Source organism: Neisseria sp. MVDL19-042950, from assembly GCF_030504625.1.
Classification (GTDB): Bacteria; Pseudomonadota; Gammaproteobacteria; order Burkholderiales; family Neisseriaceae; genus Neisseria.
Window position 1 is genome coordinate 177,891 of record NZ_JAUKWH010000001.1, and the last position, 23,596, is coordinate 201,486.

The 23,596-nt window shown below is 48.8% G+C and carries 21 protein-coding genes; 17 read left to right on the plus strand and 4 right to left on the minus strand.

From position 1 onward, the window contains the following. The first annotated feature begins 69 nt into the window (after positions 1–69). From lepA to Q0X97_RS00875, 3 genes are all read left to right on the plus strand, one after another. Complete coding sequence (gene lepA / locus Q0X97_RS00865; RefSeq protein ID WP_302065518.1) at positions 70–1,863, plus strand: translation elongation factor 4; 1,794 nt, start codon at positions 70–72, stop codon at positions 1,861–1,863. Beyond that, entirely contained in the window at positions 1,863–2,849 is a 987-nt protein-coding gene (gene lepB / locus Q0X97_RS00870) for a signal peptidase I (RefSeq protein ID WP_302065383.1), read from the plus strand. Before lepA ends, lepB begins: the two co-directional genes overlap by 1 nt. A gap of 160 nt (positions 2,850–3,009) precedes the next feature. Next, positions 3,010–4,197 carry an acetylornithine/succinyldiaminopimelate transaminase gene (locus Q0X97_RS00875; RefSeq protein WP_302065384.1) on the plus strand — a complete coding sequence of 396 codons (1,188 nt, stop codon included), beginning with the start codon at positions 3,010–3,012 and terminating at the stop codon, positions 4,195–4,197. A 74-nt stretch (positions 4,198–4,271) separates the two neighbouring features. Here the strand turns inward: Q0X97_RS00875 and Q0X97_RS00880 are convergent, their stop codons facing one another. From Q0X97_RS00880 to Q0X97_RS00890, 3 genes are all read right to left on the minus strand, one after another. Further along, positions 4,272–4,637, minus strand: a complete 366-nt coding sequence (locus Q0X97_RS00880) for a YkvA family protein (RefSeq protein ID WP_302065385.1) — start codon at positions 4,635–4,637, stop codon at positions 4,272–4,274. Positions 4,638–5,005: 368 nt separating this feature from the next. Then, positions 5,006–5,983, minus strand: coding sequence for a malate dehydrogenase (locus tag Q0X97_RS00885; RefSeq protein WP_302065386.1), 978 nt, complete (start codon positions 5,981–5,983; stop codon positions 5,006–5,008). A 165-nt stretch (positions 5,984–6,148) separates the two neighbouring features. Then, entirely contained in the window at positions 6,149–6,433 is a 285-nt protein-coding gene (locus Q0X97_RS00890; protein ID WP_302065387.1) for a hypothetical protein, read from the minus strand. A 155-nt stretch (positions 6,434–6,588) separates the two neighbouring features. Here Q0X97_RS00890 and sdhC point away from each other — a divergent pair, with 155 nt between their 5' ends. The 14 genes from sdhC (at position 6,589) to sucD (ending at position 22,294) form a co-directional block, all read left to right on the plus strand. After that, the gene (sdhC, locus tag Q0X97_RS00895) at positions 6,589–6,966 is read left to right on the plus strand and encodes a succinate dehydrogenase, cytochrome b556 subunit (RefSeq protein WP_302065388.1); all 378 of its coding nucleotides are present in this window, start codon (positions 6,589–6,591) and stop codon (positions 6,964–6,966) included. Continuing rightward, positions 6,960–7,307, plus strand: coding sequence for a succinate dehydrogenase, hydrophobic membrane anchor protein (gene sdhD, locus Q0X97_RS00900; RefSeq protein WP_302065389.1), 348 nt, complete (start codon positions 6,960–6,962; stop codon positions 7,305–7,307). Before sdhC ends, sdhD begins: the two co-directional genes overlap by 7 nt. Beyond that, the gene (gene sdhA, locus Q0X97_RS00905) at positions 7,304–9,067 is read left to right on the plus strand and encodes a succinate dehydrogenase flavoprotein subunit (RefSeq protein ID WP_302065390.1); all 1,764 of its coding nucleotides are present in this window, start codon (positions 7,304–7,306) and stop codon (positions 9,065–9,067) included. Before sdhD ends, sdhA begins: the two co-directional genes overlap by 4 nt. A 21-nt stretch (positions 9,068–9,088) precedes the next feature. Continuing rightward, the gene (locus Q0X97_RS00910) at positions 9,089–9,793 is read left to right on the plus strand and encodes a succinate dehydrogenase iron-sulfur subunit (RefSeq protein ID WP_302065391.1); all 705 of its coding nucleotides are present in this window, start codon (positions 9,089–9,091) and stop codon (positions 9,791–9,793) included. A gap of 5 nt (positions 9,794–9,798) precedes the next feature. Further along, positions 9,799–10,047 carry a succinate dehydrogenase assembly factor 2 gene (locus Q0X97_RS00915; protein WP_085389639.1) on the plus strand — a complete coding sequence of 83 codons (249 nt, stop codon included), beginning with the start codon at positions 9,799–9,801 and terminating at the stop codon, positions 10,045–10,047. A gap of 55 nt (positions 10,048–10,102) precedes the next feature. Further along, positions 10,103–11,386, plus strand: coding sequence for a citrate synthase (gene gltA / locus Q0X97_RS00920; protein WP_302065392.1), 1,284 nt, complete (start codon positions 10,103–10,105; stop codon positions 11,384–11,386). 241 nt (positions 11,387–11,627) lie between these two features. After that, positions 11,628–14,459, plus strand: coding sequence for a 2-oxoglutarate dehydrogenase E1 component (locus tag Q0X97_RS00925; RefSeq protein ID WP_302065393.1), 2,832 nt, complete (start codon positions 11,628–11,630; stop codon positions 14,457–14,459). Positions 14,460–14,519: 60 nt separating this feature from the next. Continuing rightward, the gene (gene odhB / locus Q0X97_RS00930; RefSeq protein ID WP_302065394.1) at positions 14,520–15,698 is read left to right on the plus strand and encodes a 2-oxoglutarate dehydrogenase complex dihydrolipoyllysine-residue succinyltransferase; all 1,179 of its coding nucleotides are present in this window, start codon (positions 14,520–14,522) and stop codon (positions 15,696–15,698) included. 68 nt (positions 15,699–15,766) lie between these two features. After that, positions 15,767–16,021 carry a hypothetical protein gene (locus Q0X97_RS00935; RefSeq protein ID WP_302065395.1) on the plus strand — a complete coding sequence of 85 codons (255 nt, stop codon included), beginning with the start codon at positions 15,767–15,769 and terminating at the stop codon, positions 16,019–16,021. 63 nt (positions 16,022–16,084) lie between these two features. Beyond that, entirely contained in the window at positions 16,085–17,515 is a 1,431-nt protein-coding gene (gene lpdA, locus Q0X97_RS00940) for a dihydrolipoyl dehydrogenase (RefSeq protein ID WP_302065396.1), read from the plus strand. 306 nt (positions 17,516–17,821) lie between these two features. Then, a complete protein-coding gene (locus Q0X97_RS00945; protein WP_302065397.1) occupies positions 17,822–19,207 on the plus strand; it encodes an AGE family epimerase/isomerase in 1,386 nt (461 codons plus the stop codon). Between the two features lie 259 nt (positions 19,208–19,466). Further along, a complete protein-coding gene (locus tag Q0X97_RS00950) occupies positions 19,467–19,757 on the plus strand; it encodes a hypothetical protein (protein ID WP_302065398.1) in 291 nt (96 codons plus the stop codon). 469 nt (positions 19,758–20,226) lie between these two features. Further along, positions 20,227–21,393, plus strand: coding sequence for an ADP-forming succinate--CoA ligase subunit beta (gene sucC, locus Q0X97_RS00955; protein ID WP_302065399.1), 1,167 nt, complete (start codon positions 20,227–20,229; stop codon positions 21,391–21,393). 10 nt (positions 21,394–21,403) lie between these two features. Beyond that, on the plus strand, positions 21,404–22,294 hold the full coding sequence (gene sucD, locus Q0X97_RS00960) for a succinate--CoA ligase subunit alpha (protein ID WP_302065400.1): 891 nt from the start codon (positions 21,404–21,406) through the stop codon (positions 22,292–22,294). 66 nt (positions 22,295–22,360) lie between these two features. On the opposite strand, the gene leuB is transcribed toward sucD, so the two are convergent. Then, a complete protein-coding gene (leuB, locus tag Q0X97_RS00965; RefSeq protein WP_302065401.1) occupies positions 22,361–23,431 on the minus strand; it encodes a 3-isopropylmalate dehydrogenase in 1,071 nt (356 codons plus the stop codon). Positions 23,432–23,596 lie beyond the last annotated feature (165 nt).

Genomic DNA, 23,596 nt, shown 5'->3' on the forward strand with positions numbered 1-23,596 from the left:
GCCGTCTGAAAAAGCCGGACACTGTTTCAGACGGCCTACACAGCACAAAAGAGTAGTATGTCTAACTCAATGAAAAACATCAGAAACTTTTCCATTATCGCCCACATCGACCACGGCAAATCCACATTGGCCGACCGCTTTATCCAATATTGCGGCGGTTTGGAAATGCGCGAAATGAGCACGCAGGTGCTGGATTCGATGGATATCGAAAAAGAGCGCGGCATTACCATCAAAGCGCAAACCGCCGCCCTGAGCTACAAAGCGCGCGACGGGCAAACCTATCAGCTCAATCTGATCGACACCCCCGGACACGTCGACTTTTCCTACGAAGTTTCCCGCTCGTTATCTGCTTGCGAAGGCGCGCTTTTGGTTGTGGACGCTTCGCAAGGCGTGGAAGCGCAAACCGTGGCCAACTGCTACACCGCGATTGATCTGGGCGTGGAAGTAGTGCCCGTGCTGAACAAAATCGATTTGCCCGCCGCCGACCCCGACCGCGTGGCGCAGGAAATTGAAGACATCATCGGCATCGATGCCGTCGGCGCCGTAACCTGTTCGGCCAAAAGCGGCTTGGGCGTGGAAGACGTGTTGGAAGAAATCGTAGCCAAAATTCCCGCTCCCGAAGGTGATGAAGATGCACCCTTGCAAGCCATGATTATCGACTCTTGGTTTGATAATTACGTCGGCGTGGTGATGCTTATCCGAGTGAAAGAAGGCCGTCTGAAACTGAAAGACAAGCTGCTGTTTATGAGCACCAAAGCCGAAACACAGGCGGAGCAATTGGGTGTATTCACGCCGAAATCGTTGCAAAAACAAGAATTAAAGGCCGGCGAAGTAGGCTTTCTGATTACCGGTATCAAAGAATTGAATGCCGCCAAAGTAGGCGACACTATTACTTTGACGGCCAACCCTGCTGCCGAGGCTCTGCCCGGTTTCCAAGAGGTTCAATCACAGGTATTTGCCGGTTTGTATCCGGTGGAAAGCCACGATTATGAAGCCTTGCGCGACGCTTTGGAAAAACTGCAATTAAACGACGCTTCGCTGAAATTCGAGCCGGAAGTTTCCCAAGCGTTGGGTTTCGGTTTCCGCTGCGGCTTCTTGGGGCTGTTGCATTTGGAAATCGTGCAGGAGCGCTTGGAGCGCGAATTCGATATGGACTTGATTACCACTGCGCCGACGGTGGTGTATGAAGTATTGCTGAAAAACGGCGAAAAAATCGAAGTGGAAAACCCATCCAAACTGCCGGATGTCGGTTTGATCGATACTATTTTCGAGCCGATTATTACCTCTACTATTCTGGTGCCGCAAGAATACGTGGGTGCCGTGATGACCTTGTGCAACCAAAAACGCGGGGTGCAGAGAAACATGCAATACATGGGCCGGCAAGTGATGCTGACTTATGATCTGCCCATGAACGAAGTGGTAATGGATTTCTTCGACAAACTGAAATCCACTTCGCGCGGCTATGCTTCGTTGGATTACGAATTCAAAGAATTCCAAGCAGCCGATCTGATTAAGCTGGATATTATGGTGAACGGCGAAAAAGTTGATGCCTTGAGCCTGATAGTCCACCGCTCCAATGCCGTGTTCCGCGGCCGCGAACTGGCGGCGAAAATGCGCGAACTGATTCCGCGCCAGATGTTCGATATTGCCGTACAAGCGGCGATCGGCAGCCAGATTATCGCCCGCGAAACCGTGAAAGCCCTGCGTAAAAACGTATTGGCCAAATGTTACGGCGGCGATATCACGCGTAAGAAAAAACTTCTTGAAAAACAAAAAGCCGGTAAACGCCGTATGAAACAGGTCGGCAATGTGGAAATTCCGCAGAGCGCGTTCTTGGCTATTTTGCAGGTTGGGGATAAATAATGAGCAAAACTTTGATACTTGGCGCAGTTGCCGCCCTGATTATCGGCTTGGTGCTGTTTGCCAAAAGCAATAAAGAGCGCGAAGAAAACGGCGAATGGAGCAATTCGCTGCAATGGGGCTATCTGTTGATGATGGTGGGTACGTTCGGCGTGTTGTCGGCATTCATGAGTTTTACCGCCGTTTTGCTGATTTTCGTGCTGTTTACCGGTGTGGTTTGGATTATCCATAAAGGCCGTCTGAAAAAGCAGGCGGGAAGTGTGGAAAGCAATCATTTTACCGATTATATGGGCGGTTTTTTCCCGATTATTCTGGTGGTATTCGTGTTGCGTACTTTTATCGGCGAACCGTTCCAGATTCCTTCCAGCTCGATGCGTCCCGGTTTGGTAGTCGGCGATTTTATTTTGGTGAATAAGTTTGCCTACGGCATCCGCACGCCGATCATCAATAACGTTTTGATCCCGGTGGGCAGCGTGGAACGGGGCAATGTTGTGGTGTTCAATTACCCTGAAGACACGTCTATCAACTACATCAAGCGCGCCGTCGGTTTGCCGGGCGATTTGGTTGAATATAAAGACAAGGTGTTGAGCGTTAACGGGAAAGTGGTAGAAGATCATGCCGTCGGCGAACAAAGCTATACGGAAAATACCCGCCAGTACGGTTCCCTCACCGTTCATGCCGAAGCATTTAAAGAAACGCTCGGTTCGCACCAGTTTGAAGTGTTGAAAATTCCGGAACAGCCCAGCTTCCTGCCGCAAGGCGTGCGTCCCGAATTTGCCCACCACCAGAATTGCGAGTATGCGGAAGACGGATCATGGTTCAGATGCGTTGTGCCCGAAGGCCATTATTTTATGATGGGCGATAACCGCGATAATAGTGAAGACTCGCGTTATTGGGGCTTTGTCAGCGATAAGCTGATTGTCGGCAAGGCTTTCTTTATTTGGATGAATTTCGGCGATATAAGCCGTATCGGTATGAAAATCCGATAGTTGGATCCGTCTTGATGAGGCCGTCTGAAAAAAGTTTTCAGACGGCCTTTGTTATGAATAAGGATATATGGCCGCGAAAAGTGGCGGTTTATCCGTTATACATTGAAAATAAACAATAATCAGCGCATAATGACTTTCACTTTTTGAAAAAGGAATACCCATGCAAAACTATCTGACTCCCAATTTTGCTTTCGCTCCCGTCATTCCCGATCACGCCTCCGGCAGTCGGGTGTGGGATAGTGAAGGGCGGGAATACATTGATTTGGCAGGTGGTATTGCGGTGAATGCGTTGGGGCACTGCCACCCCGTATTGGTTAAGGCGTTAACCGAGCAGGCGGGCAAATTGTGGCATATCTCCAATATCTACACTACCGAACCCACACAAAAACTGGCAAAAAAGCTGACCGAGCATACTTTTGCCGAGAAAGTGTTTTTTTGCAACTCCGGTGCGGAAGCCAATGAAGCGGCGTTAAAACTGGCACGCAAATATGCCCGCGATCATTTCGGCGAAGGTAAAAACGAAATCATCGCCTGCATCAACGGTTTTCACGGGCGCACATTGTTCACGGTTTCCGTAGGCGGCCAGCCGAAATACAGCCAAGATTTCGCCCCTTTGCCACCTGCCATTTCCCATGTGCCGTTCAATGATGTGAAAGCATTGTCCGAAGCGGTCAGCGAGCGAACTTGCGCAGTTATCCTCGAACCGATACAAGGCGAAAGCGGTGTTTTGCCGGTGGATGCCGAATTTTTGCAGGCTGCTCGCCGGTTATGTGATGAAAACCATGCTTTGTTGATTTTGGATGAAGTGCAAACAGGCATGGGGCGCACCGGCAAATTATTTACTTATGAACATTACGGCGTTACGCCCGATATTCTTACCAGTGCCAAAGCGCTCGGCAGCGGCTTTCCGATTGGTGCGATGCTGACGACCGATAAAATCGCTTCGGCTTTTACTCCGGGAACACACGGTACCACTTTTGGCGGAAACCCGCTGGCCTGTGCCGTTGCCGGAAGTGCTTTCGATGTGATTAATGCGGCGGATACGTTGGAAAACGTTCATCAGCAAGGAGAAAAGCTGAAGGCCGTCTTAAAAGATTTGGGTAATGAAACAGGCGTGTTTAAAGAAGTTCGCGGTATGGGGTTGCTGATAGGCTGCGTGTTGGCGGACGAATATGCAGGCCGTGCCGGAGAGTTGACGCAAGAAGCGTTGAAACACGGCTTGATGATTTTAGTGGCCGGCGGAAATGTTATCCGCTTGGCGCCCAGCTTGTTGTTGAATGACGAAGATAGGGAAGAAGGAATACGCCGCTTGCGTTTGGCGGTATCGGCGTGGCTGGGGAAGCAGTAGCCGGTTTATTGCTTTGATATGTAAATGATAAGAGGCCGTCTGAAAACTTTTCAGACGGCCTCTGCCATCAAATCTTATCTGTTGAACAGTTTCTCTGTGGCAATACGTGCTTTTTCGCGGATTTCTTCGGTTAAATAGCTTTTAACTTGAGCGTAAACCAAAGTAATGACTGCGATGTCGTCGCTGAATCCCAAAGGCCCGAGCAAATCGGGAATACTGTCTATCGGGCTGAGGAAGTAAACCAAAGCGCCGAGGATAATGACTTTGGCGCGTTTGGGTGTGGTGGGTGCTTTAAACAGAAAATACAGCGCATACAGTTGGCGAACCACCGGTGCGCCGAGCCTGCCGGCGAAACGGCCGAGTTTGCGCAAAAAACTAGGGTCGTCCAATTTTCGGCGGCGGAATTTGGGGATGAACTCTTCAGGAGACGGTCTGTGCATATTAAAAACCTCGTGGTGTGTAATATGTAATACGTTTGAAACGTCGCAAAACTTTTCTTGTGGCGCATTGAAGTGTTGTCAGCGGTTACTATACCTTAAACCACTTCCGCCTCGAGGAATTTTGCAAAGGTTTCGTTCCGTACATGGGGAAAGGTTGTCGTAATTGCAAGTGAAAGTATATTTGACAGTCGGTTAAAGAAAGAAAAAGCGCAAAGCGGTATGCTTTACATAATGAAGGCTGCAACCGCATATGCATCGGATGGGCTTTGGTGCACAAGAAACAGATGTAGAAAGGCCGTCTGAAAAAGCGGACGGTGCGATAAATGTCTCGGGCTTGTTTTCAGACGGCCTTTTCGGGTTTTAAAAGATTACAGCAGGTGGGCAACGCCTGCTTTTTCTTCTTCCAGTTCTTTCAACGTGATATTGATGCGCTCTTGGCTGAATTCATCGATTTCCAAACCTTGAACCAGTTTGTATTCGCCGTTTTCGCAAGTAACGGGGAAACCGAACATGGTGCCTTCGGGAATGCCGTAAGAACCGTCAGACGGAATGCCCATCGTTACCCATTTGCCGTTGGTGCCCAACACCCAATCGCGGATATGGTCGATGGCGGCATTGGCGGCAGAAGCGGCGGAAGACAGGTCGCGTGCTTCGATAATGGCCGCGCCGCGTTTGCCCACGGTAGGCAGGAATACATCGGCGTTCCATTCTTGGTCGTTGATCATATCTTTTACACTTTCGCCGTTGATGGTGGCGAAGCGGTAATCGGCATACATGGTGGGAGAGTGGTTGCCCCATACGCACAGTTTTTCAATCTCGGCCACAGGCTTGCCGGTTTTCTCGGCGATTTGGCTTAATGCACGGTTGTGGTCGAGGCGCAGCATGGCGGTGAAGTTTTTGGCAGGCAAATCGGGAGCCGATTTCATGGCGATGTAGGCATTGGTGTTCGCGGGGTTGCCGACAACCAGCACTTTTACGTTACGGTCGGCCACTTTGTTCAGCGCTGCTCCTTGCACGGTAAAGATTTCTCCGTTGGCTTGCAGCAAGTCGGCACGTTCCATACCTTTGCTGCGCGGGCGCGAACCCACCAAAATGGCGATTTGCGCATCTTTGAACGCTTCTTCGGGGTTGTCGGTAGTGAACATGCCGGCCAGAAGCGGAAACGCGCAATCCTGTAATTCCATCATCACGCCTTTTACGGCATTTTGAGCCTGAGGCAAATCCAGCAACTGCAAAATAACGGGTTGGTCTTTACCCAGCATTTCACCGCTAGCGATGCGGAACAATAAAGCATAACCAATTTGACCTGCTGCACCGGTAACGGCAACGCGAACGGGTGTTTTCATACCAAAACTCTCCTGAATTAATTGTTTGTGTAAAGAAACAGTGTTTTGTCGGAAGAATGTTTTCAGACGGCCTTATCAAACGGATGTGCCGCATGAGCGGTCTTCATAGAACACTGATAAGTATGCTGTGACGGATATTGGTTGTATGTGCAATAAAATCGGCTTCTACGCAGGAACAAGCGTGGGAAGCCGTGCCACGACATTTGTAATCATACCAAATTTATTGATAGGGGCAATATTATTTTGTAGTCGCCTGAAACTTTTCAAATGCGATAAGTCCATAGCAATAAATAAGTGTCGGACGGAACTATCATATATATTGACCGTAGCCGTTTCTTTTGCGGCCTTTGAGAGCATCGGGAAAATAAATATCGCCCGTTTTTTGAAAAATGATCCGGCACGAAAGCCGGTGAAAGGCTCTTGGTTTGTAAGGTTGACGTTAAATTTCATTAAAAAACCGCTAAAGGGGGCTGTTCAATATTTGGCAAACCATGTAAATTACGTGCTGAAGTAGTTTTGTGTAGCTTGATTTTAAATAAAGTTTGGGCAAAACACTTCTCGGTTTTGAGAATTTGAGAAAAATACTGTAGAAAGAGGATATTGAAATGCAGACGAAACAGCGCCCTGTATTCCTTGAACTCCCTAATATCAGGTTGCCGATACCCGGGATTGTTTCCATTCTGCACCGCATCAGCGGGGTCATTTTGTTTGTGAGCCTGCCGTTATTGCTGTGCTTTCTTAGCGGCACGTTAAGTCGTGAAGCTGCATTCGAAACGTATCGTGCAGTTGTTGCCAACCCTTTTGTCAAACTTGCTTTAATCGGATTGCTTTGGGCCTATTTGCATCATCTATTGGCCGGCATCCGTTTTTTATTTTTGGACGCCCATAAAGGTTTGGAATTGCAAACTGCACGCGCAACTGCGAAATTGGTATTCGTTGCAGCTTTGATTTTAACTGTCGTGATAGGAGCATGGTTATGGTAGACCGCAAATTGGCCGGTGCCCATTACGGCCTGCGTGATTGGGCGATGCAGCGCGTAACAGCCGTGATTATGCTGATTTACACCGTTGCATTCATTATTTTTCTTTTGTCATTGCCCGGCGATTATGAGTCTTGGCAAGCATTTTTCTCCCAAATTTGGGTGAAAGTATTTACCCAGGTTACTTTTATTGCTGTATTCCTGCACGCTTGGGTAGGTATCCGCGATTTGTGGATGGACTATATCAAGCCGTTCGGACTGCGCTTGTTTTTACAGGTGGCCACTATCGTTTGGCTGGTAGGCTGTTTGGTGTATTCGGTTAAAGTAATTTGGGGTATCGTATGAGTTTTCCTGTTCGTAAGTTTGATGCTGTAATTGTTGGCGGCGGCGGTGCCGGTTTGCGTGCCGCTCTGCAATTGTCAAAGTCTGGTTTGAATACAGCCGTATTGTCTAAAGTTTTCCCTACCCGCTCTCACACCGTAGCTGCCCAAGGCGGTATTTCCGCTTCTTTGGGTAACGTGCAGGAAGACCGTTGGGACTGGCACATGTACGACACCGTAAAAGGTTCGGATTGGTTGGGCGACCAAGATGCCATCGAATTCATGTGCCGCCGTGCTCCTGAAGCCGTTATCGAGTTGGAGCATATGGGCATGCCTTTCGACCGCGTAGAGAGTGGCAAAATTTATCAACGTCCTTTTGGTGGCCATACCGCCGAACACGGTAAGCGTGCGGTAGAACGTGCTTGTGCAGTGGCCGACCGTACCGGCCATGCCATGTTGCATACGCTGTATCAGCAAAATGTACGTGCCAACACCCAATTTTTTGTGGAGTGGACGGCGCTGGATCTGATCCGTAACGAAAACGGCGATGTCGTCGGCGTAACCGCTATGGAAATGGAAAGCGGCGATGTTTATATCTTCCATGCCAAAGCCGTATTGTTTGCCACAGGCGGTGCGGGCCGTATTTATGCTTCTTCAACCAATGCCTTCATGAATACCGGCGACGGCTTGGGTATTTGTGCCCGTGCGGGTATTCCGCTCGAAGACATGGAATTCTGGCAATTCCATCCCACAGGTGTGGCCGGAGCCGGCGTATTGATTACCGAAGGCGTGCGTGGCGAAGGCGGTATTCTGCTGAACTGCGACGGCGAACGTTTCATGGAACGTTATGCGCCGACCGTAAAAGATTTGGCTTCTCGCGACGTGGTTTCGCGAGCTATGGCGATGGAAATTTATGAAGGCCGTGGCTGCGGTAAAAATAAAGACCATGTGTTGCTGAAAATCGACCATATCGGTGCGGAAAAAATTATGGAAAAACTGCCGGGTATCCGCGAGATTTCCATCCAGTTTGCCGGTATCGACCCGATTAAAGATCCGATTCCGGTTGTGCCGACCACTCACTACATGATGGGCGGTATTCCTACCAATTATTTGGGCGAAGTGGTTGTGCCGCAAGGCGATAATCCCGAAGCCGTAGTGAACGGTTTATATGCAGCCGGAGAATGTGCTTGTGCTTCCGTGCATGGTGCCAACCGTTTAGGTACCAACTCCCTGTTAGACTTGGTTGTATTCGGTAAATCTGCCGGCGACAGCATGATTGAGTATATTAACAAGCAAGACGGCTGGAAAGAGTTGCCCGGCAATGCAGGCAAGCTTACCAAACGGCGTTTGGATCGTTTGAATAACCAAACCGGCGGAGAGAATGTAGATGAATTGCGTCGCGAGTTACAACGCACGGTTCAACTGCATGCCGGTGTGTTCCGTACCGATGCCATCTTAAAAGAAGGTGTGGATAAGGTATTGACGATTGCAGAGCGCGTGAAAAATACCGAAATTAAAGACAAGAGCCAAGTATGGAATACCGCACGCATAGAGGCTTTGGAGTTGGATAACTTGATTGAGGTGGCCAAAGCTACTTTAGTATCCGCCGAAGCGCGTAAAGAATCGCGCGGAGCACATGCTTCGGACGACCACCCCGAGCGCGATGATGAAAATTGGATGAAACACACCCTTTTCTACACCGCCGACAACAGCTTGTCCTACAAACCGGTTCACACCAAACCACTTACCGTCGACTATATTGAACCGGCCAAGCGCGTTTACTAAAAAATATAAGGAACACAACACATGGAAAAGATACGTTTTCAGGTGTACCGCTACAATCCTGACGCAGATGCAAAGCCCTATATGCAGGATTACGAAGTGGAAATCGAACCTACTGATGTTAAATTATTGGATGCATTGGTTAAATTAAAAGCTGTGGATGACAGCCTGTCTTTCCGCCGCTCATGTCGTGAAGGTATTTGCGGTTCAGACGGCATGAACATCAACGGCAAAAACGGGTTGGCTTGCTTAACCGATATCCGCAGTTTGAAACAGCCGATTAAATTGCGCCCGCTGCCGGGATTGCCCGTTGTTCGCGATTTGATTGTTGATATGACACAGTTTTTCAAACAATATCACTCCATCAAACCGTATGTTGTCAACGATACTCCCGCACCTGATCGCGAGCGTTTGCAAACCCAAGAAGAACGCAAAGAGTTGGACGGCTTGTACGAATGTATTTTGTGCGCTTGCTGTTCCACCGCTTGTCCGTCGTTTTGGTGGAATCCTGATAAGTTTGTAGGCCCGTCCGGTTTATTGAATGCTTACCGCTTTATTGCGGACAGCCGCGATACCATCACCAATGAACGGTTGGATAATTTGAACGACCCTTACCGTTTGTTCCGTTGCCATACGATTATGAATTGCGTGGACGTATGTCCTAAGCATTTAAATCCGACACGGGCAATCGGCAAGATTAAAGAAATCATGTTGAAACGAGCTATTTAAATAAAATGGTGGCTTTTGATGAAACCGCGAAGCGGAGAATCCGCTTCTTAACCCGCAGAGGTTTGCTTGAGCTTGATATCGTGCTCGGGCGGTTTATGGAAAAAGAATTCCAGAACCTCAATGATGAAGAATTGTCAGTGTTTGTAGCGCTTTTGGATTTGCCCGATCCTGAATTTTTGGCGTTGGTAAACGAAAAAGAAAAAACAGACAATCCGCAATTTAAATCATTGCTGGATAAAATCAGGCAGTGTTAATAAGACTGCTTGCATATTTCATCACCTTGCATAGAAGAATAAAGGAGCTAAAGAGATGTCTCAATCAATTAAAGTAGCAATCGAAGGTAAAGACACCTTGGAACTGCCTGTTTTGAAAGGTACTTTGGGTAACGATGTAGTCGATATCCGTACCTTTACCAAAGGTTCTGGTATGTTTACTTTTGATCCGGGCTTTGTTTCAACTGCGAGCTGCGAATCAAAAATTACGTTCATTGATGGTGATAAAGGCCAGCTTTATTATCGCGGCTATCCCATTGAACAATTGGCCGAGGGCAGCGATTATTTGGAAGTATGCTATTTGTTGATTTATGGCGAACTACCTACTGCCGAAGAGAAAAACAAATTCGTTAATACCGTGATGCACCATACGATGGTTCATGAACAACTGACTTGGTTTTTCCGCGGTTTCCGCCGTGATGCCCACCCGATGGCCATGATGGTGGGTGTGGTAGGTGCCTTGTCCGCTTTCTATCAAGACAGTTTGGATATCGCCGATCCGGATCATCGTAAAGTGGCGATTTATCGTTTGATTTCCAAAATCCCTACGATTGCTGCAATGTGCTACCGTTATTCAAATGGTTTGCCGTTTAATTATCCGAAGAATAATCTTTCGTATACGGCAAATTTTATGCACATGATGTTTGCTACTCCTTGTGAAGATTACGAACCTAATCCGGTATTGGTGCGTGCGCTGGATCGTATTTTCATTCTGCATGCAGACCACGAGCAAAATGCGTCAACTTCTACCGTGCGTTTGGCAGGCTCTTCCGGTGCCAATCCGTTTGCATGTATTGCCGCCGGTATTGCCAGCTTGTGGGGGCCGGCTCATGGCGGTGCTAACGAAGCCGTGTTGAAAATGTTGGATGAAATCGGCGACGTATCTAACGTAGCAGCCTTTATGGAAGGTGTGAAAGAGCGCAAATACCGCCTGATGGGTTTCGGGCACCGTGTTTACCGCAATATGGATCCCCGCGCCAGCATCATGCGTGAAACTTGTTATGAAGTGTTGAATGAGTTGGGCTTGCAAGATGACCCGCAATTCAAGTTGGCGATGGAATTGGAGAAAATCGCGCTCAATGATCCTTATTTTGTCGAACGTAAACTGTATCCGAATGTGGATTTCTACTCTGGCATCGTATTGTCTGCATTGGGCATTCCGGTTTCAATGTTTACCGTTATCTTCGCTTTGGCGCGTACGGTAGGTTGGATTTCACATTGGCATGAAATGATTAGTGATCCCAATCAAAAAATCGGTCGCCCGCGCCAGCTTTATACTGGCTCGCCGCGACGCGATTTTGTACCGGTTGAGAAGCGTTAACCGATTGATTGTTTTAATGTCCTACTTGTTTCAGACGGCATTCGAAGCAAGTAGGATTCATTTGAAACGGATATGATTATTGTGTAGTCTAATTACTTTAAAATCAAAGCGGAAAATATTAGCAAACTTAATTTTCAGAGGGTAGAATGGATATATTTTCAAGCGACACCGGCTGCGTTTTGAAGATAAAGAAATTCTACTCTTTTAAATTTTCTACAAACCAAAGGCAAAGGCAGAAGCCATGATGGATGATAAACTAAATTTCTCTTATTTATTTGGTTCCAACGCACCTTACATCGAAGAATTATACGAAAACTTTCTTAATGACCCCCAATCGGTAGACGATAATTGGAGGCACTATTTTAGTGATCTGGCAGCTCAGCCTGGTGCAGTAGAAAGAGATGTGGCGCATCGTCCGATTCAAGAATCTTTTGCCAATCTTGCCAAAAATAAAGCCACGGCTGCTATTTCGGGCGGCTTGGATGAAACTTTGATGAAAAAGCAAGTAGGCGTGCTGCGGCTGATGTCTGCTTATCGGATTCAAGGCGTAGGTGCCGCCCGGCTTGATCCTCTCGAACGCATGCCTCCTCGCAATATAGAGGCCTTAGATCCTAAATTCCACGGCTTAAGCGATGCTGACATGGCTGTCCAGTTCAGTGTAGGTGAGGGGGATTTTTCCGGTCGGGACAAAATGACCTTGTCGGATATCGTTAGCAACCTGAAGCAGACTTATTGCGGACATATCGGCATCGAATATATGTATATCGCCAATACCGATGAGCGTCGTTGGATTAGAAATTATTTTGAAAGCAGCTTATCTACTCCTAAATTCAACGTTGAGCAGAAACGTTATATTCTGAAACAAATTACTGCCGCCGAAACCATGGAACGTTATCTGCATACCAAATATGTAGGGCAAAAGCGTTTCTCCGTCGAAGGTGGCGAAAGTGCCATTGCCGGTTTGAACTATTTGATTCAAAACGCCGGTAGAGATGGTGTTGAAGAAGTCATTATCGGCATGGCACACCGTGGCCGTCTGAATGTATTGGTGAATACTTTGGGTAAAAAACCGAGCGACTTGTTTGCCGAGTTTGAGGGTCGTGCCGTCGCAACTCTGCCCAGCGGCGACGTAAAATACCATATGGGATTCAACTCCGATATTGCTACTCCGAACGGCCCTATGCATGTTACTCTGGCGTTCAACCCTTCGCATTTGGAAATCGTTAACCCCGTGGTTGAAGGTTCGGCACGTGCCAAGCAACGCCGTCGCGGCGGGTGCGGTCAAAATGAGGTGTTGCCCGTTTTGATTCACGGAGATTCGGCTTTCATCGGATTGGGTGTCAATCAAGCGACATTCAATCTTTCCAAAACCCGCGGTTATACTACCGGTGGTACGGTTCATATCGTTATCAACAACCAAATCGGCTTTACCACTTCGGATACCCGTGATGTGCGTTCGACTGTTTACTGTACCGATATCGCAAAAATGGTGGAAGCACCGGTATTCCATGTGAACGGCGACGATCCTGAAGCAGTATGTTTTGTTGTACAGGCTGCTTTGGATTACCGCAAACGCTTCAAAAAAGATGTGGTGATAGATTTGGTATGTTTCCGTAAACTGGGCCACAACGAAGGCGATGACCCCACATTGACCCAGCCGATGATGTACAAAAAAGTGTCGCAACATCCGGGCACGCGAGCTTTATATGCCGACAAACTGATTGCTGAAGGCATTATCAAAGCTGAAGAAGCCGAAAGTTACATTCAGGCTTACCGTGCCGCTTTGGATAAAGGCGAACATGTTGAACAAACCCGCTTGACTGATTACGAAAGCAAACACCGTGTAGATTGGTCTAAGTACCAAGGCCAAGATTGGCGTGAAAAAGTGGAAAGCGGCCTGCCTGCCGCCGATATCAAACGTTTGGCAGACAAGTTTACCGAAGTACCTGAAAATTTCACTTTGCACAATACCGCCAAGCGCGTGCTTGAAGCACGCAAAGGCATGGCTACGGGCGAGCAGCCGATTGACTGGGGTATGGCGGAAACGATTGCATATGCCAGTTTGGTAACCAACGGCACGGGGGTGCGGATTTCCGGCGAAGATTCAGGACGCGGCACGTTCTCTCACCGTCATGCCGTGCTGCATGATCAAAATCGTGAGAAAAGCGATGACGGCGCTTATGTTCCGCTCCGCCATATGGCAGAGGGGCAAGCCGACTTTATGGTTATCGACTCCATCTTGAATGAAGAAGCGGTAATGGCCTACGAATATGGTTTTGCCTGCTCGGCTCCCGACAAATTAACCATTTGGGAAGCACAGTTCGGCGACTTTGCCAACGGCGCGCAAGTGGTTATCGACCAGTTTATTTCATCGGGTGAAACCAAATGGGGGCGTTTGTGCGGATTGACGACCATTCTGCCACACGGTTACGACGGCCAAGGGCCGGAACACTCTTCGGCACGTTTGGAACGTTGGTTGCAACTGTGTTCGGAAGAAAACATGCAGATTATCATGCCGTCCGAAGCATCCCAGATGTTCCATATATTGCGCCGCCAAGCACTGCGTTCATACCGCAAGCCGTTGGTTATCTTCATGTCGAAACGTTTGTTGCGCTTTAAAGATTCAATGAGCCCGTTGGAAAACTTTACTGAAGGCTCGGCGTTCCGTCCGGTGATCGGCGATGTGGAAGAACGCGATAACGGCAAAGTGAAACGGGTGATTCTGTGTGCCGGTCAGGTTTATTACGATTTGGCGGCGGCACGTGTGGAGCGCAATTTGACGGATTACATTGCGATCATTCGCTTGGAACAACTGTATCCGTTCCCATACGAAGAAATAAAAGCCGAATTGGATAAATATCCGCAAGTAAAAGAAGTGATGTGGGCGCAGGAAGAACCGCGTAACCAAGGGGCGTTTTATCAGATCCGCCACCGTATCGAGCGTGTTTTGAATGAGTCGCAAAAACTGACTTATGCGGGTCGTCCGGCCAGTGCTTCTCCTGCTGTCGGCTATATGAGCAAACACGTTGCCCAACTCAAACAGTTGGTTGACGATGCGATGAATTTGAACTGAACCATTAATGAGGCCATCTGAAACATTTTTTCAGACGGCCGCACACTACCGGAGAAAAAAATGATTGTTGAAGTAAAAGTACCTGTATTGTCGGAAAGTGTGTCTGAAGGCACTTTGATGACTTGGCACAAAAAAGTGGGCGACTTTGTAGAGCGCGACGAGATTTTGATTGATGTGGAAACCGATAAAGTGGTTTTGGAAGTGCCCTCACCACAAGCCGGTGTTTTGGTCGAAATCGTGGCGCAAGACGGTGAAACGGTGGTTGCACAGCAGCTTTTGGCCAAAATCGATACTACGGCCAAAGCAGAAGCTGCCGCACCGGCTGCTGCCGCTCCCGCCGAAGCCGCTGCACCTGCATCCAACACACAATCCGGTGTGGCCATGCCTGCCGCAGCCAAGCTGGCTGCCGAAAAAGGCGTGGACATCGGCAGCGTGCAAGGTTCGGGTCGTGACGGACGGGTATTGAAAGAAGATGTGCAAAATGCATCTGCCGCGCCTAAAGCTGCCGCTCCTGCCACTGCACCCGTTCCCGCCGGTGCCCGTCCGGAGCAACGTGTGCCGATGAGCCGCTTGCGTGCGCGTGTGGCCGAACGTCTGCTGGCTTCGCAGCAAGAAAATGCCATCTTGACTACATTTAACGAAGTCAACATGAAACCGGTTATGGATTTGCGTGCCAAATATAAAGAAAAATTCGAAAAAGAGCACGGTGTGAAGCTGGGCTTTATGTCGTTCTTCGTCAAAGCCGCTGTGGCCGCTTTGAAAAAATATCCGGTAGTGAATGCTTCTGTTGACGGCAACGATATCGTTTATCACGGTTATTTTGATATCGGTATCGCCATCGGCAGCCCGCGCGGTCTGGTTGTGCCGATTCTGCGTGATGCGGACCAAATGAGCATCGCGGATATTGAAAAAGCCATTGTCGATTATGCAGTTAAGGCTAAAGACGGTAAAATTGCATTGGAAGATTTAACCGGCGGTACTTTCAGTATCACCAACGGCGGTACTTTCGGTTCGATGATGTCTACGCCGATCATCAACCCGCCGCAATCTGCCATTTTGGGTATGCACGCTACCAAAGACCGTGCCGTGGTTGAAAACGGTCAAGTGGTGGTGCGCCCGATGATGTATTTGGCTTTGTCTTACGACCACCGTATCATTGATGGTCGTGAGGCAGTGCTAACTTTGGTAACTATTAAAGACTTGTTGGAAGATCCGGCGCGTTTGTTGTTGGATCTCTAAAAACGATAACTTGGCTTTCAGACGGCCTGAAGTGATTTAGGCCGTCTGAAAAGAAAATATAGAAGAATATGAAATATACTGTTTTACTTTTCACTTTATTATTAGGGGCTTGTGCAAGTACGCCGGAAGAAGAATATCTGGTGTCTGCTTATGATGATCATGGTCGTTTGTTAAGCAAACGGGTTGAAATGGGTACTAATAGAGCGGGCGTTCCGCTTGCACGGGATACTTTATGTAAAGTACACCCGAAAGCAATCATCCGTGTGCACAATAAAGCGACCAAACAAATGGTAAAAGAATATCCGCCGTATAAGTGCCGTTGATGCTGTAAACGGCTTTTTATTTTGATGCCTGCCGCTTTGCAGGCAACAGCAAAGGATTTTGAGATGTCACAATTTGATGTAGTGGTTATCGGTGCCGGTCCGGGCGGTTATATTGCCGCCATTCGTGCCGCACAACTCGGTTTTAAGACGGCCTGTATCGATGCAGGGGTCAATAAGGCGGGCGACGCTCCGGCATTGGGCGGCACTTGTTTGAATGTAGGCTGCATTCCGTCTAAAGCCTTGTTGCAGTCGTCCGAACATTTCCATGCGGCGAAGCATGATTTTGCCGAGCACGGTATTACCGTAGGCAATGTGAAATTCGATGCGGCTAAAATGATTGAGCGCAAAGATGCGATTGTTACCAAACTTACCGGCGGCATTAAATTTCTGTTTCAAAAAAACAAAGTGGAAAGCCTGTTCGGTAAAGGATCATTGAAAGGCCGTAACGGTGATTTGTGGCAGGTCGAAGTAGACAATAAAGGTGAAAAAACGGTTGTCGAAGCCAAGCAGGTGATTATCGCCACCGGTTCCGTACCACGCCCGTTACCTTTAATTGAAATCGACAATGTTAATGTGTTGGATAACGAAGGCGCGTTGAATTTGACCGAAGTGCCGAAAAAGCTCGGCGTAATCGGTTCCGGCGTAATCGGTTTGGAAATGGGTTCCGTATGGAAACGCGTTGGTTCCGAAGTAACCATTCTTGAAGCCCTGCCCACTTTCTTGGCGGCAGCCGACCAGCAAATCGCCAAAGAAGCCTTCAAAGTATTCACCAAAGAACAAGGTTTGGCGATTGAGTTGGGCGTGAAACTGAATGCGATTAAAAATAGCAAAAAAGGCGTAACGGTTGCTTATGAGGTGGACGGTCAGGCCAAAGAAGAAACCTTTGACAAACTGATTGTTTCCATCGGCCGCATTCCCAATACCGAAGGGTTGAATGCCGAAGTGGTAGGTTTGGAAAAAGACGAGCGGGGCTTCATTAAAGTGGACGCTGAATGCCGCACCAATCTGCCTAATGTTTGGGCGATCGGCGATGTGGTGCGCGGCCCGATGTTGGCACATAAAGCCAGCGACGAAGGCGTGGCCGTTGCCGAGCGCATTGCGGGTCAGAAGCCGCATTTGGATTTCAACACCATTCCGTTTGTGATTTATACCGACCCCGAAATCGCATGGGTAGGCAAAACCGAAGAGCAATTGAAAGCCGAAGGCGTGGAATATAAAAAAGGTACTTCCGGCTTTGGTGCAAACGGCCGCGCTTTGGGTTTGGGCAAGGCCAAAGGCACGGTAAAAGTATTGGCATGTGCCAAAACCGACCGTGTGCTCGGTGTCCATATGATCGGCCCGATGGTTTCCGAATTGGTTGCCGAGGGCGTGATGAGTATGGAATTCAGTGCCAGCAGCGAAGATATCGCCCGTATCGTTCATGCACATCCGACTTTATCGGAAGTATTGCATGAAGCGGCGTTGGCCGTCGACAAGCGGGCATTGCACGGTTAATTGGAGGCCGTCTGAAAGCCCCCGATAAAATCAAATGGAGCCGCTTCGTCGAAAGTAGGGCGGCTTTATTTTGATATTCCTCAAATTACTTTTTCAGGGTTGAGTGGACAATACGTCGAAATGCTGAAACCGATGTGTTTTTCAGACGGCCTGAAAGACGGGTTAAGTTGCGGGAAAATATATAACAAGAAATATACCTCAGAGCAGTATCGGACAAAGGTATCTGCTTTACGCAGAAGCAGTTAAGCCATTAGATAGATTTTTGTAAAACAATATTCATGATTAATCTGCCGATAGGAGTGTCTTATGATAAACGCGTTACAAAACTTGCAGCACAGACGCTGGTTGTTTGAGCAAAGCATTGCTTTGCTTGATTTTGCCCGCAAATCTAAAGTGTTTTTAGGTTTCGGTTATCTCGATAAAAACGGCGAAGTCGATTACGACCAACCCGTTCAAGCATGGATAAGTTGCCGCATGACGCACATTTACAGCATTGGTGCGTTGATGGGTGTGGAAGGTTGCCGCGAACTTGCCGAACACGGTATTTGCACATTGCTCGAATATTTTGAAGACCCTATACACGGCGGTTTTTTTGAGGCTGTCGAGCACCAGCCCGATATAAACGGCAAAGCTGTGCCCACAGAATCCGGCACACGAAAAACCGCTTATACCCATGCTTTCGTATTGTTGGCCGCTTCGAGCGGGGTGCTGGCATACATTAAGAGAGCCGATGAATTGTTTGACAAAATCAGTAAAGTTATCGACGAATATTTCTGGGATGAAGAAACCGGAAAAATGCGCGAATCTTTTTCACGCGATTTTTTGGAAAGTGAGCCTTATCGCGGCATCAACGCCAATATGCATACCGTGGAAGCCTGCCTTGCCGCGTTTGATGCCCAACTGATGCAGAATCTTTCTTCGGCAGACGAACAGACGTTGAATTGGCTGCGGCGTGCCAACTCGATTATCGGTTTCACATTCGGTTTGGCCAAACAAAACGATTACCGCATTCCCGAACATTTCGATGAAGATTGGCAGGTGCTTTGGAATTACAATGAAAACGACAAAGCACACCAGTTCCGCCCTTATGGTGCCACCGTCGGCCATGCTTTCGAATGGGCGCGGTTGGCGTGTAATGCGTCGGTTATGAATCAAAAATACGGCATCCGCGTTCGGGAAAATTTTGTCGATATCGCCCACAATTTATTCCGCCAAGCTTTGAACAATTGGCATTGCGACGGGGCGGACGGTTTTGTGTACACCACGGATTTCAAAGGCAAGCCGATTGTGCACGACCGTATGCATTGGGTATTGTGCGAAGCCATCGGTGCGAGCGTGGCGTTAAACGGCGTAGAGGCGGCTTCGAATGCATTGCCGCAGAAATCAACCAAAGTGGCCAACTATATCGCGGCAGAGTTGGGTAATGAGTTTTCTTATTGGTATGAAGAATTTATGGCTTATGCGGCAGGATTTTTGATTGAGGATGCCGGTAAGTGGCATCACCAACTTGATGCCGAAAACCGCCCCGCCGACGGTATTTGGGCGGGCAAGCCGGACATTTATCACGCGTTCCAAAGTTTGATGCTGCCGCTGCTGCCTTTCGGACATTTCATCACCGCAGCCGTGCGATACAATTCTCCCGACCGCTACCGCCCTAAAATCGACGGTCGCGTTCGGATAGATATTTTGTAAGCCCGCTTTCATTGTCAAACAGAAAAACCGTTACATGCATTGCGCTGTAACGGTTTTTGCTTGTTTCGTTATAGCAAATAAATATATTTTTAATACAAGGCAATAAGTTGCAGGCCGGCGGTACAAATGGTACGGAACCGGTTCTGTTGCTGCGGCGGCTTACTGAATCGTTCTCTTTGGGCTGGGGCGCAGCAACGCCGTAGCAAAATTCAAGTTTGTTTGCTATATAATCCAAGTTTATTTTCAGACGGCATCCATCATGAATCAAGAACTGCTCGGTATTATTTTTCTGCCTGCGGGCATCATCAGCATGTGCATGGCAGGGCTGTGGCAGATGTATGTGATGATGACTGAAAGTTATACGCTCAACCGTTATAAAGACAAACAACTGGTATGGGTGGTGGCGGCTTTGTTTTTCAGTTTCAGTCTGGCCGTATATTGGTTGTGCCCCAATGCCCGTAAGAAAGGGCTGCTATTTGCATTGCTCGGAATAGGCGGCGTAGTGATGTATGTATTGGGAAAGCAATGGTTGCCGTTTGCCGCAAAATGATGATGCTTGTTTGGAGGCCGTCTGAAAAGTTTTCAGACGGCCTCTTGCATGCAATATTCGGGCAGGCGGCTTGATGCAGGCTGAAATCCGCCGCTCGGCATGGGTTCGGTTTTCACGGCCTTAGCGGGAGAAAGGCGAGGCCGGCGGGTAACGGATGTAGTCTGCTGTAACTCACAAAAGGCCGTCTGAAAGCATTTGTTGCCAAAACAATGCCGGTTTGAAAATAACTCCGCATTATTATTGCTTTCAGACGGCCTCATATTCAATAGCGGCAGCTTTTCCGTTAACATTTGCAATAGCCTTTGATTTGATTAAGGTTAAAGTATAAAAACGGTTGTCCGGCGGCGCGCAAATGATGCAAGACGCGGTAATTTAAACTATACTGCTTCCGTTTGACCAAACAATCGGATTATGGCGTTTCGCCTTTGTGGAGAAGCTCCTGTCATCAACAACTATAGAGGACGATTTCATGAACTTACATGAGTATCAGGCAAAAGAACTGCTGGCGAGCTACGGTTTGCCCGTGCAAGGCGGTATTTTGGCAGCCAGCGGCGAAGAAGCTGCGGCGGCTTACGACAAATTAGGCGGCAAATTCGCCGTAGTCAAAGCCCAAGTTCATGCCGGCGGCCGCGGAAAAGCGGGCGGTGTGAAAGTGGTAAAAAGCCGTGAAGAAGCAAAAGAAGTAGCCGAAAGCCTGATCGGTGCCCATTTGGTTACTTATCAAACCGATGCCAACGGCCAGCCCGTAAACAGCGTTTTGGTTTGCGAAGATATGTACCCCGTGCAAACCGAACTGTATCTGGGCGCAGTGGTCGACCGTTCTACCCGCCGCGTAACCTTCATGGCTTCGACCGAAGGCGGCGTGGAAATTGAAAAAGTAGCCGAAGAAACGCCTGAAAAAATCTTCAAAGTAACCGTTGATCCGCTGATTGGCCTGCAACCGTGCCAAGCGCGCGAAGTAGCGTTCCAATTGGGCTTGAAAGACAAGCAAATCAACGAGTTCGTCAAATTGATGACCGGTGCCTACAAAGCCTTTATCGAAAACGATTTTGCCTTGTTTGAAGTGAACCCGCTGGCGGTGCGCGAAAACGGCGATTTGGCCTGCGTGGACGGCAAAATCGGTATCGACAGCAACGCGCTGTACCGTCTGCCCAAAATCGCCGCCCTGCGCGACAAATCGCAAGAAAACGAACGTGAATTGAAAGCCTCCGAATTCGACTTGAACTATGTGGCCTTGGAAGGCAACATCGGCTGTATGGTAAACGGCGCAGGCTTGGCGATGGCCACTATGGACATCATCAAATTGAAAGGCGGCCAGCCGGCGAACTTCCTCGACGTAGGCGGCGGCGCGACCAAAGAGCGCGTAGTAGAAGCCTTCAAACTGATTTTGGAAGACAAATCGGTGCAAGGCGTGCTGATCAACATCTTCGGCGGCATTGTGCGCTGCGACATGATTGCTGAAGCGATTGTGGCCGCCGTAAAAGAAGTGAACGTAACCGTTCCCGTGGTGGTTCGTTTGGAAGGCAACAACGCCGAACTGGGTGCTAAAATCCTGAACGAATCAGGTCTGAAACTGACTTCTGCCGACGGCTTGAATGACGCAGCCGAAAAAATCGTTGCAGCCGTAAAAGCCTAAGGAGAACACAATGAGCGTATTGATTAATAAAAACACTAAAGTATTGGTACAGGGTTTTACCGGTAAAAACGGTACTTTCCATTCGGAGCAAGCGATTGCTTACGGCACTAAAGTAGTGGGCGGCGTTACCCCGGGCAAAGGCGGCCAAACCCATTTGAACCTGCCTGTTTTCAACACCATGAAAGAAGCGGTGAAAGAAACCGGTGCGGATGCTTCTGTGATTTACGTTCCCGCGCCTTTCGTGTTGGATTCCATAGTAGAAGCCGTTGATTCCGGAGTAGGTTTGGTGGTCGTGATTACCGAAGGCGTGCCGACGCTGGACATGCTGAAAGCCAAACGTTATCTGGAAACCAACGGTAACGGCACCCGTTTGGTCGGCCCGAACTGCCCCGGCGTGATTACTCCCGGCGAATGCAAAATCGGCATTATGCCCGGCCACATCCATCAACCCGGCCGCATCGGTATTATTTCCCGTTCAGGCACGCTGACTTACGAAGCCGTGGCACAAACCACCAAACTGGGCTTGGGTCAGTCTACCTGCATCGGTATCGGCGGCGACCCGATTCCGGGCATGAACCAAATCGACGCTTTGAAACTGTTCCAAGACGATCCGGACACCGATGCCATCATTATGATCGGCGAAATCGGCGGTACGGCCGAGGAAGAAGCTGCCGAATACATCCAAGGCAACGTAAGCAAACCGGTTGTCGGCTACATCGCCGGTGTTACCGCGCCTAAAGGCAAACGTATGGGCCATGCCGGTGCGATTATTTCCGGCGGTAAAGGCACTGCCGAAGAGAAGTTCCGTGCTTTTGAAAAAGCCGGTATAGCTTACACCCGCAGCCCTGCCGAATTGGGCAGCACCATGCTGGAAGTGTTGAAAGCCAAAGGTTTGGCATAACGGTTTAAGAGAGCGAAAGGCCGTCTGAAAATGTTTTCAGACGGCCTTTTTATTGTATCCGGATGGTTATAAAGCAGCCAAAACAGCATCGCCCATTTCGGAGCAGGAAACGAGTTTGCAGCCTTCTTCAAAAATATCGCCGGTGCGGAAACCTTGTTCCAGCACTTTTTGTACGGCATTCTCAATACGTTTGGCATTCGCTTCGTTGCTCAAGCTGTAACGCACCAGCATTGCCAGCGAAAGAATGGTTGCCAGCGGATTGGCCTTGTTTTGACCTGCGATATCGGGGGCGGAACCGTGCGAGGGTTCGTATAAGCCTTTGCCGGTTTCGTTTAAAGATGCAGACGGCAGCATACCAATGGAGCCGGTCAACATCGATGCTTGATCGCTCAGAATATCGCCGAAAATATTGCCGGTGGCGATCACGTCAAACTGTTTCGGTGCGCGCACAAGCTGCATGGCGGCGTTGTCGACATACATATGCGAAAGCTCCACATCGGGATAATCTTTTGCCGTTTCGGTAAAGATTTCTTTCCACAGTTCGGTGGTTTCCAGTACGTTGGCTTTATCGACCGAGCACAATTTTTTATTGCGTTTTTGTGCGGCTTCAAACGACACTTTGGCGATGCGGCGGATTTCGCTTTCACTGTATTTCATGGTGTTGAAGCCTTCGCGCTCGCCGTTTTCCAGTGTGCGGATGCCGCGCGGTTCGCCGAAATAGATATCGCCGGTGAGTTCGCGCACAATCAGAATATCCAAGCTGGAAACCACTTCGGGTTTGAGCGTGGAAGCGTTGGCCAATTCTTTATACAGAATGGCGGGGCGCAGATTGGCAAACAGGTTTAAATCTTTGCGGATGGCCAACAAACCGCGCTCGGGGCGGAGCGGACGGTCGAGATTGTCGTATTGCGGGCCGCCGACTGCGCCGAGCAATACGGCATCGGCTTCGCGGCAAAGCTTTTGCGTGAATTCGGGATAAGGATGGCCGTATTCATCGTAAGCGGCGCCACCGAGCGGGGCGTATTGGTATTGGACATCGAGGCCGTCTGAAATTAATTTATCTAACACGCGCACGGCTTGGGCGATAATTTCCGGGCCGATACCGTCGCCGGGGAGAATGGCGATTTGTTTGGTCATTTTTCAGCTTTCCTTTATAGAAACAATATGATTTATTGAGGGTGGATCAGATTGACTTTATTATTTCCTAACCGGATAGGGTTTTGATGAAACCAAACAGGTTTCTTTTGTTTTTATTTGCTTGTTTTTTTGAAAGGGTTCAAGTTGTTTACACCGGTTCGGTCG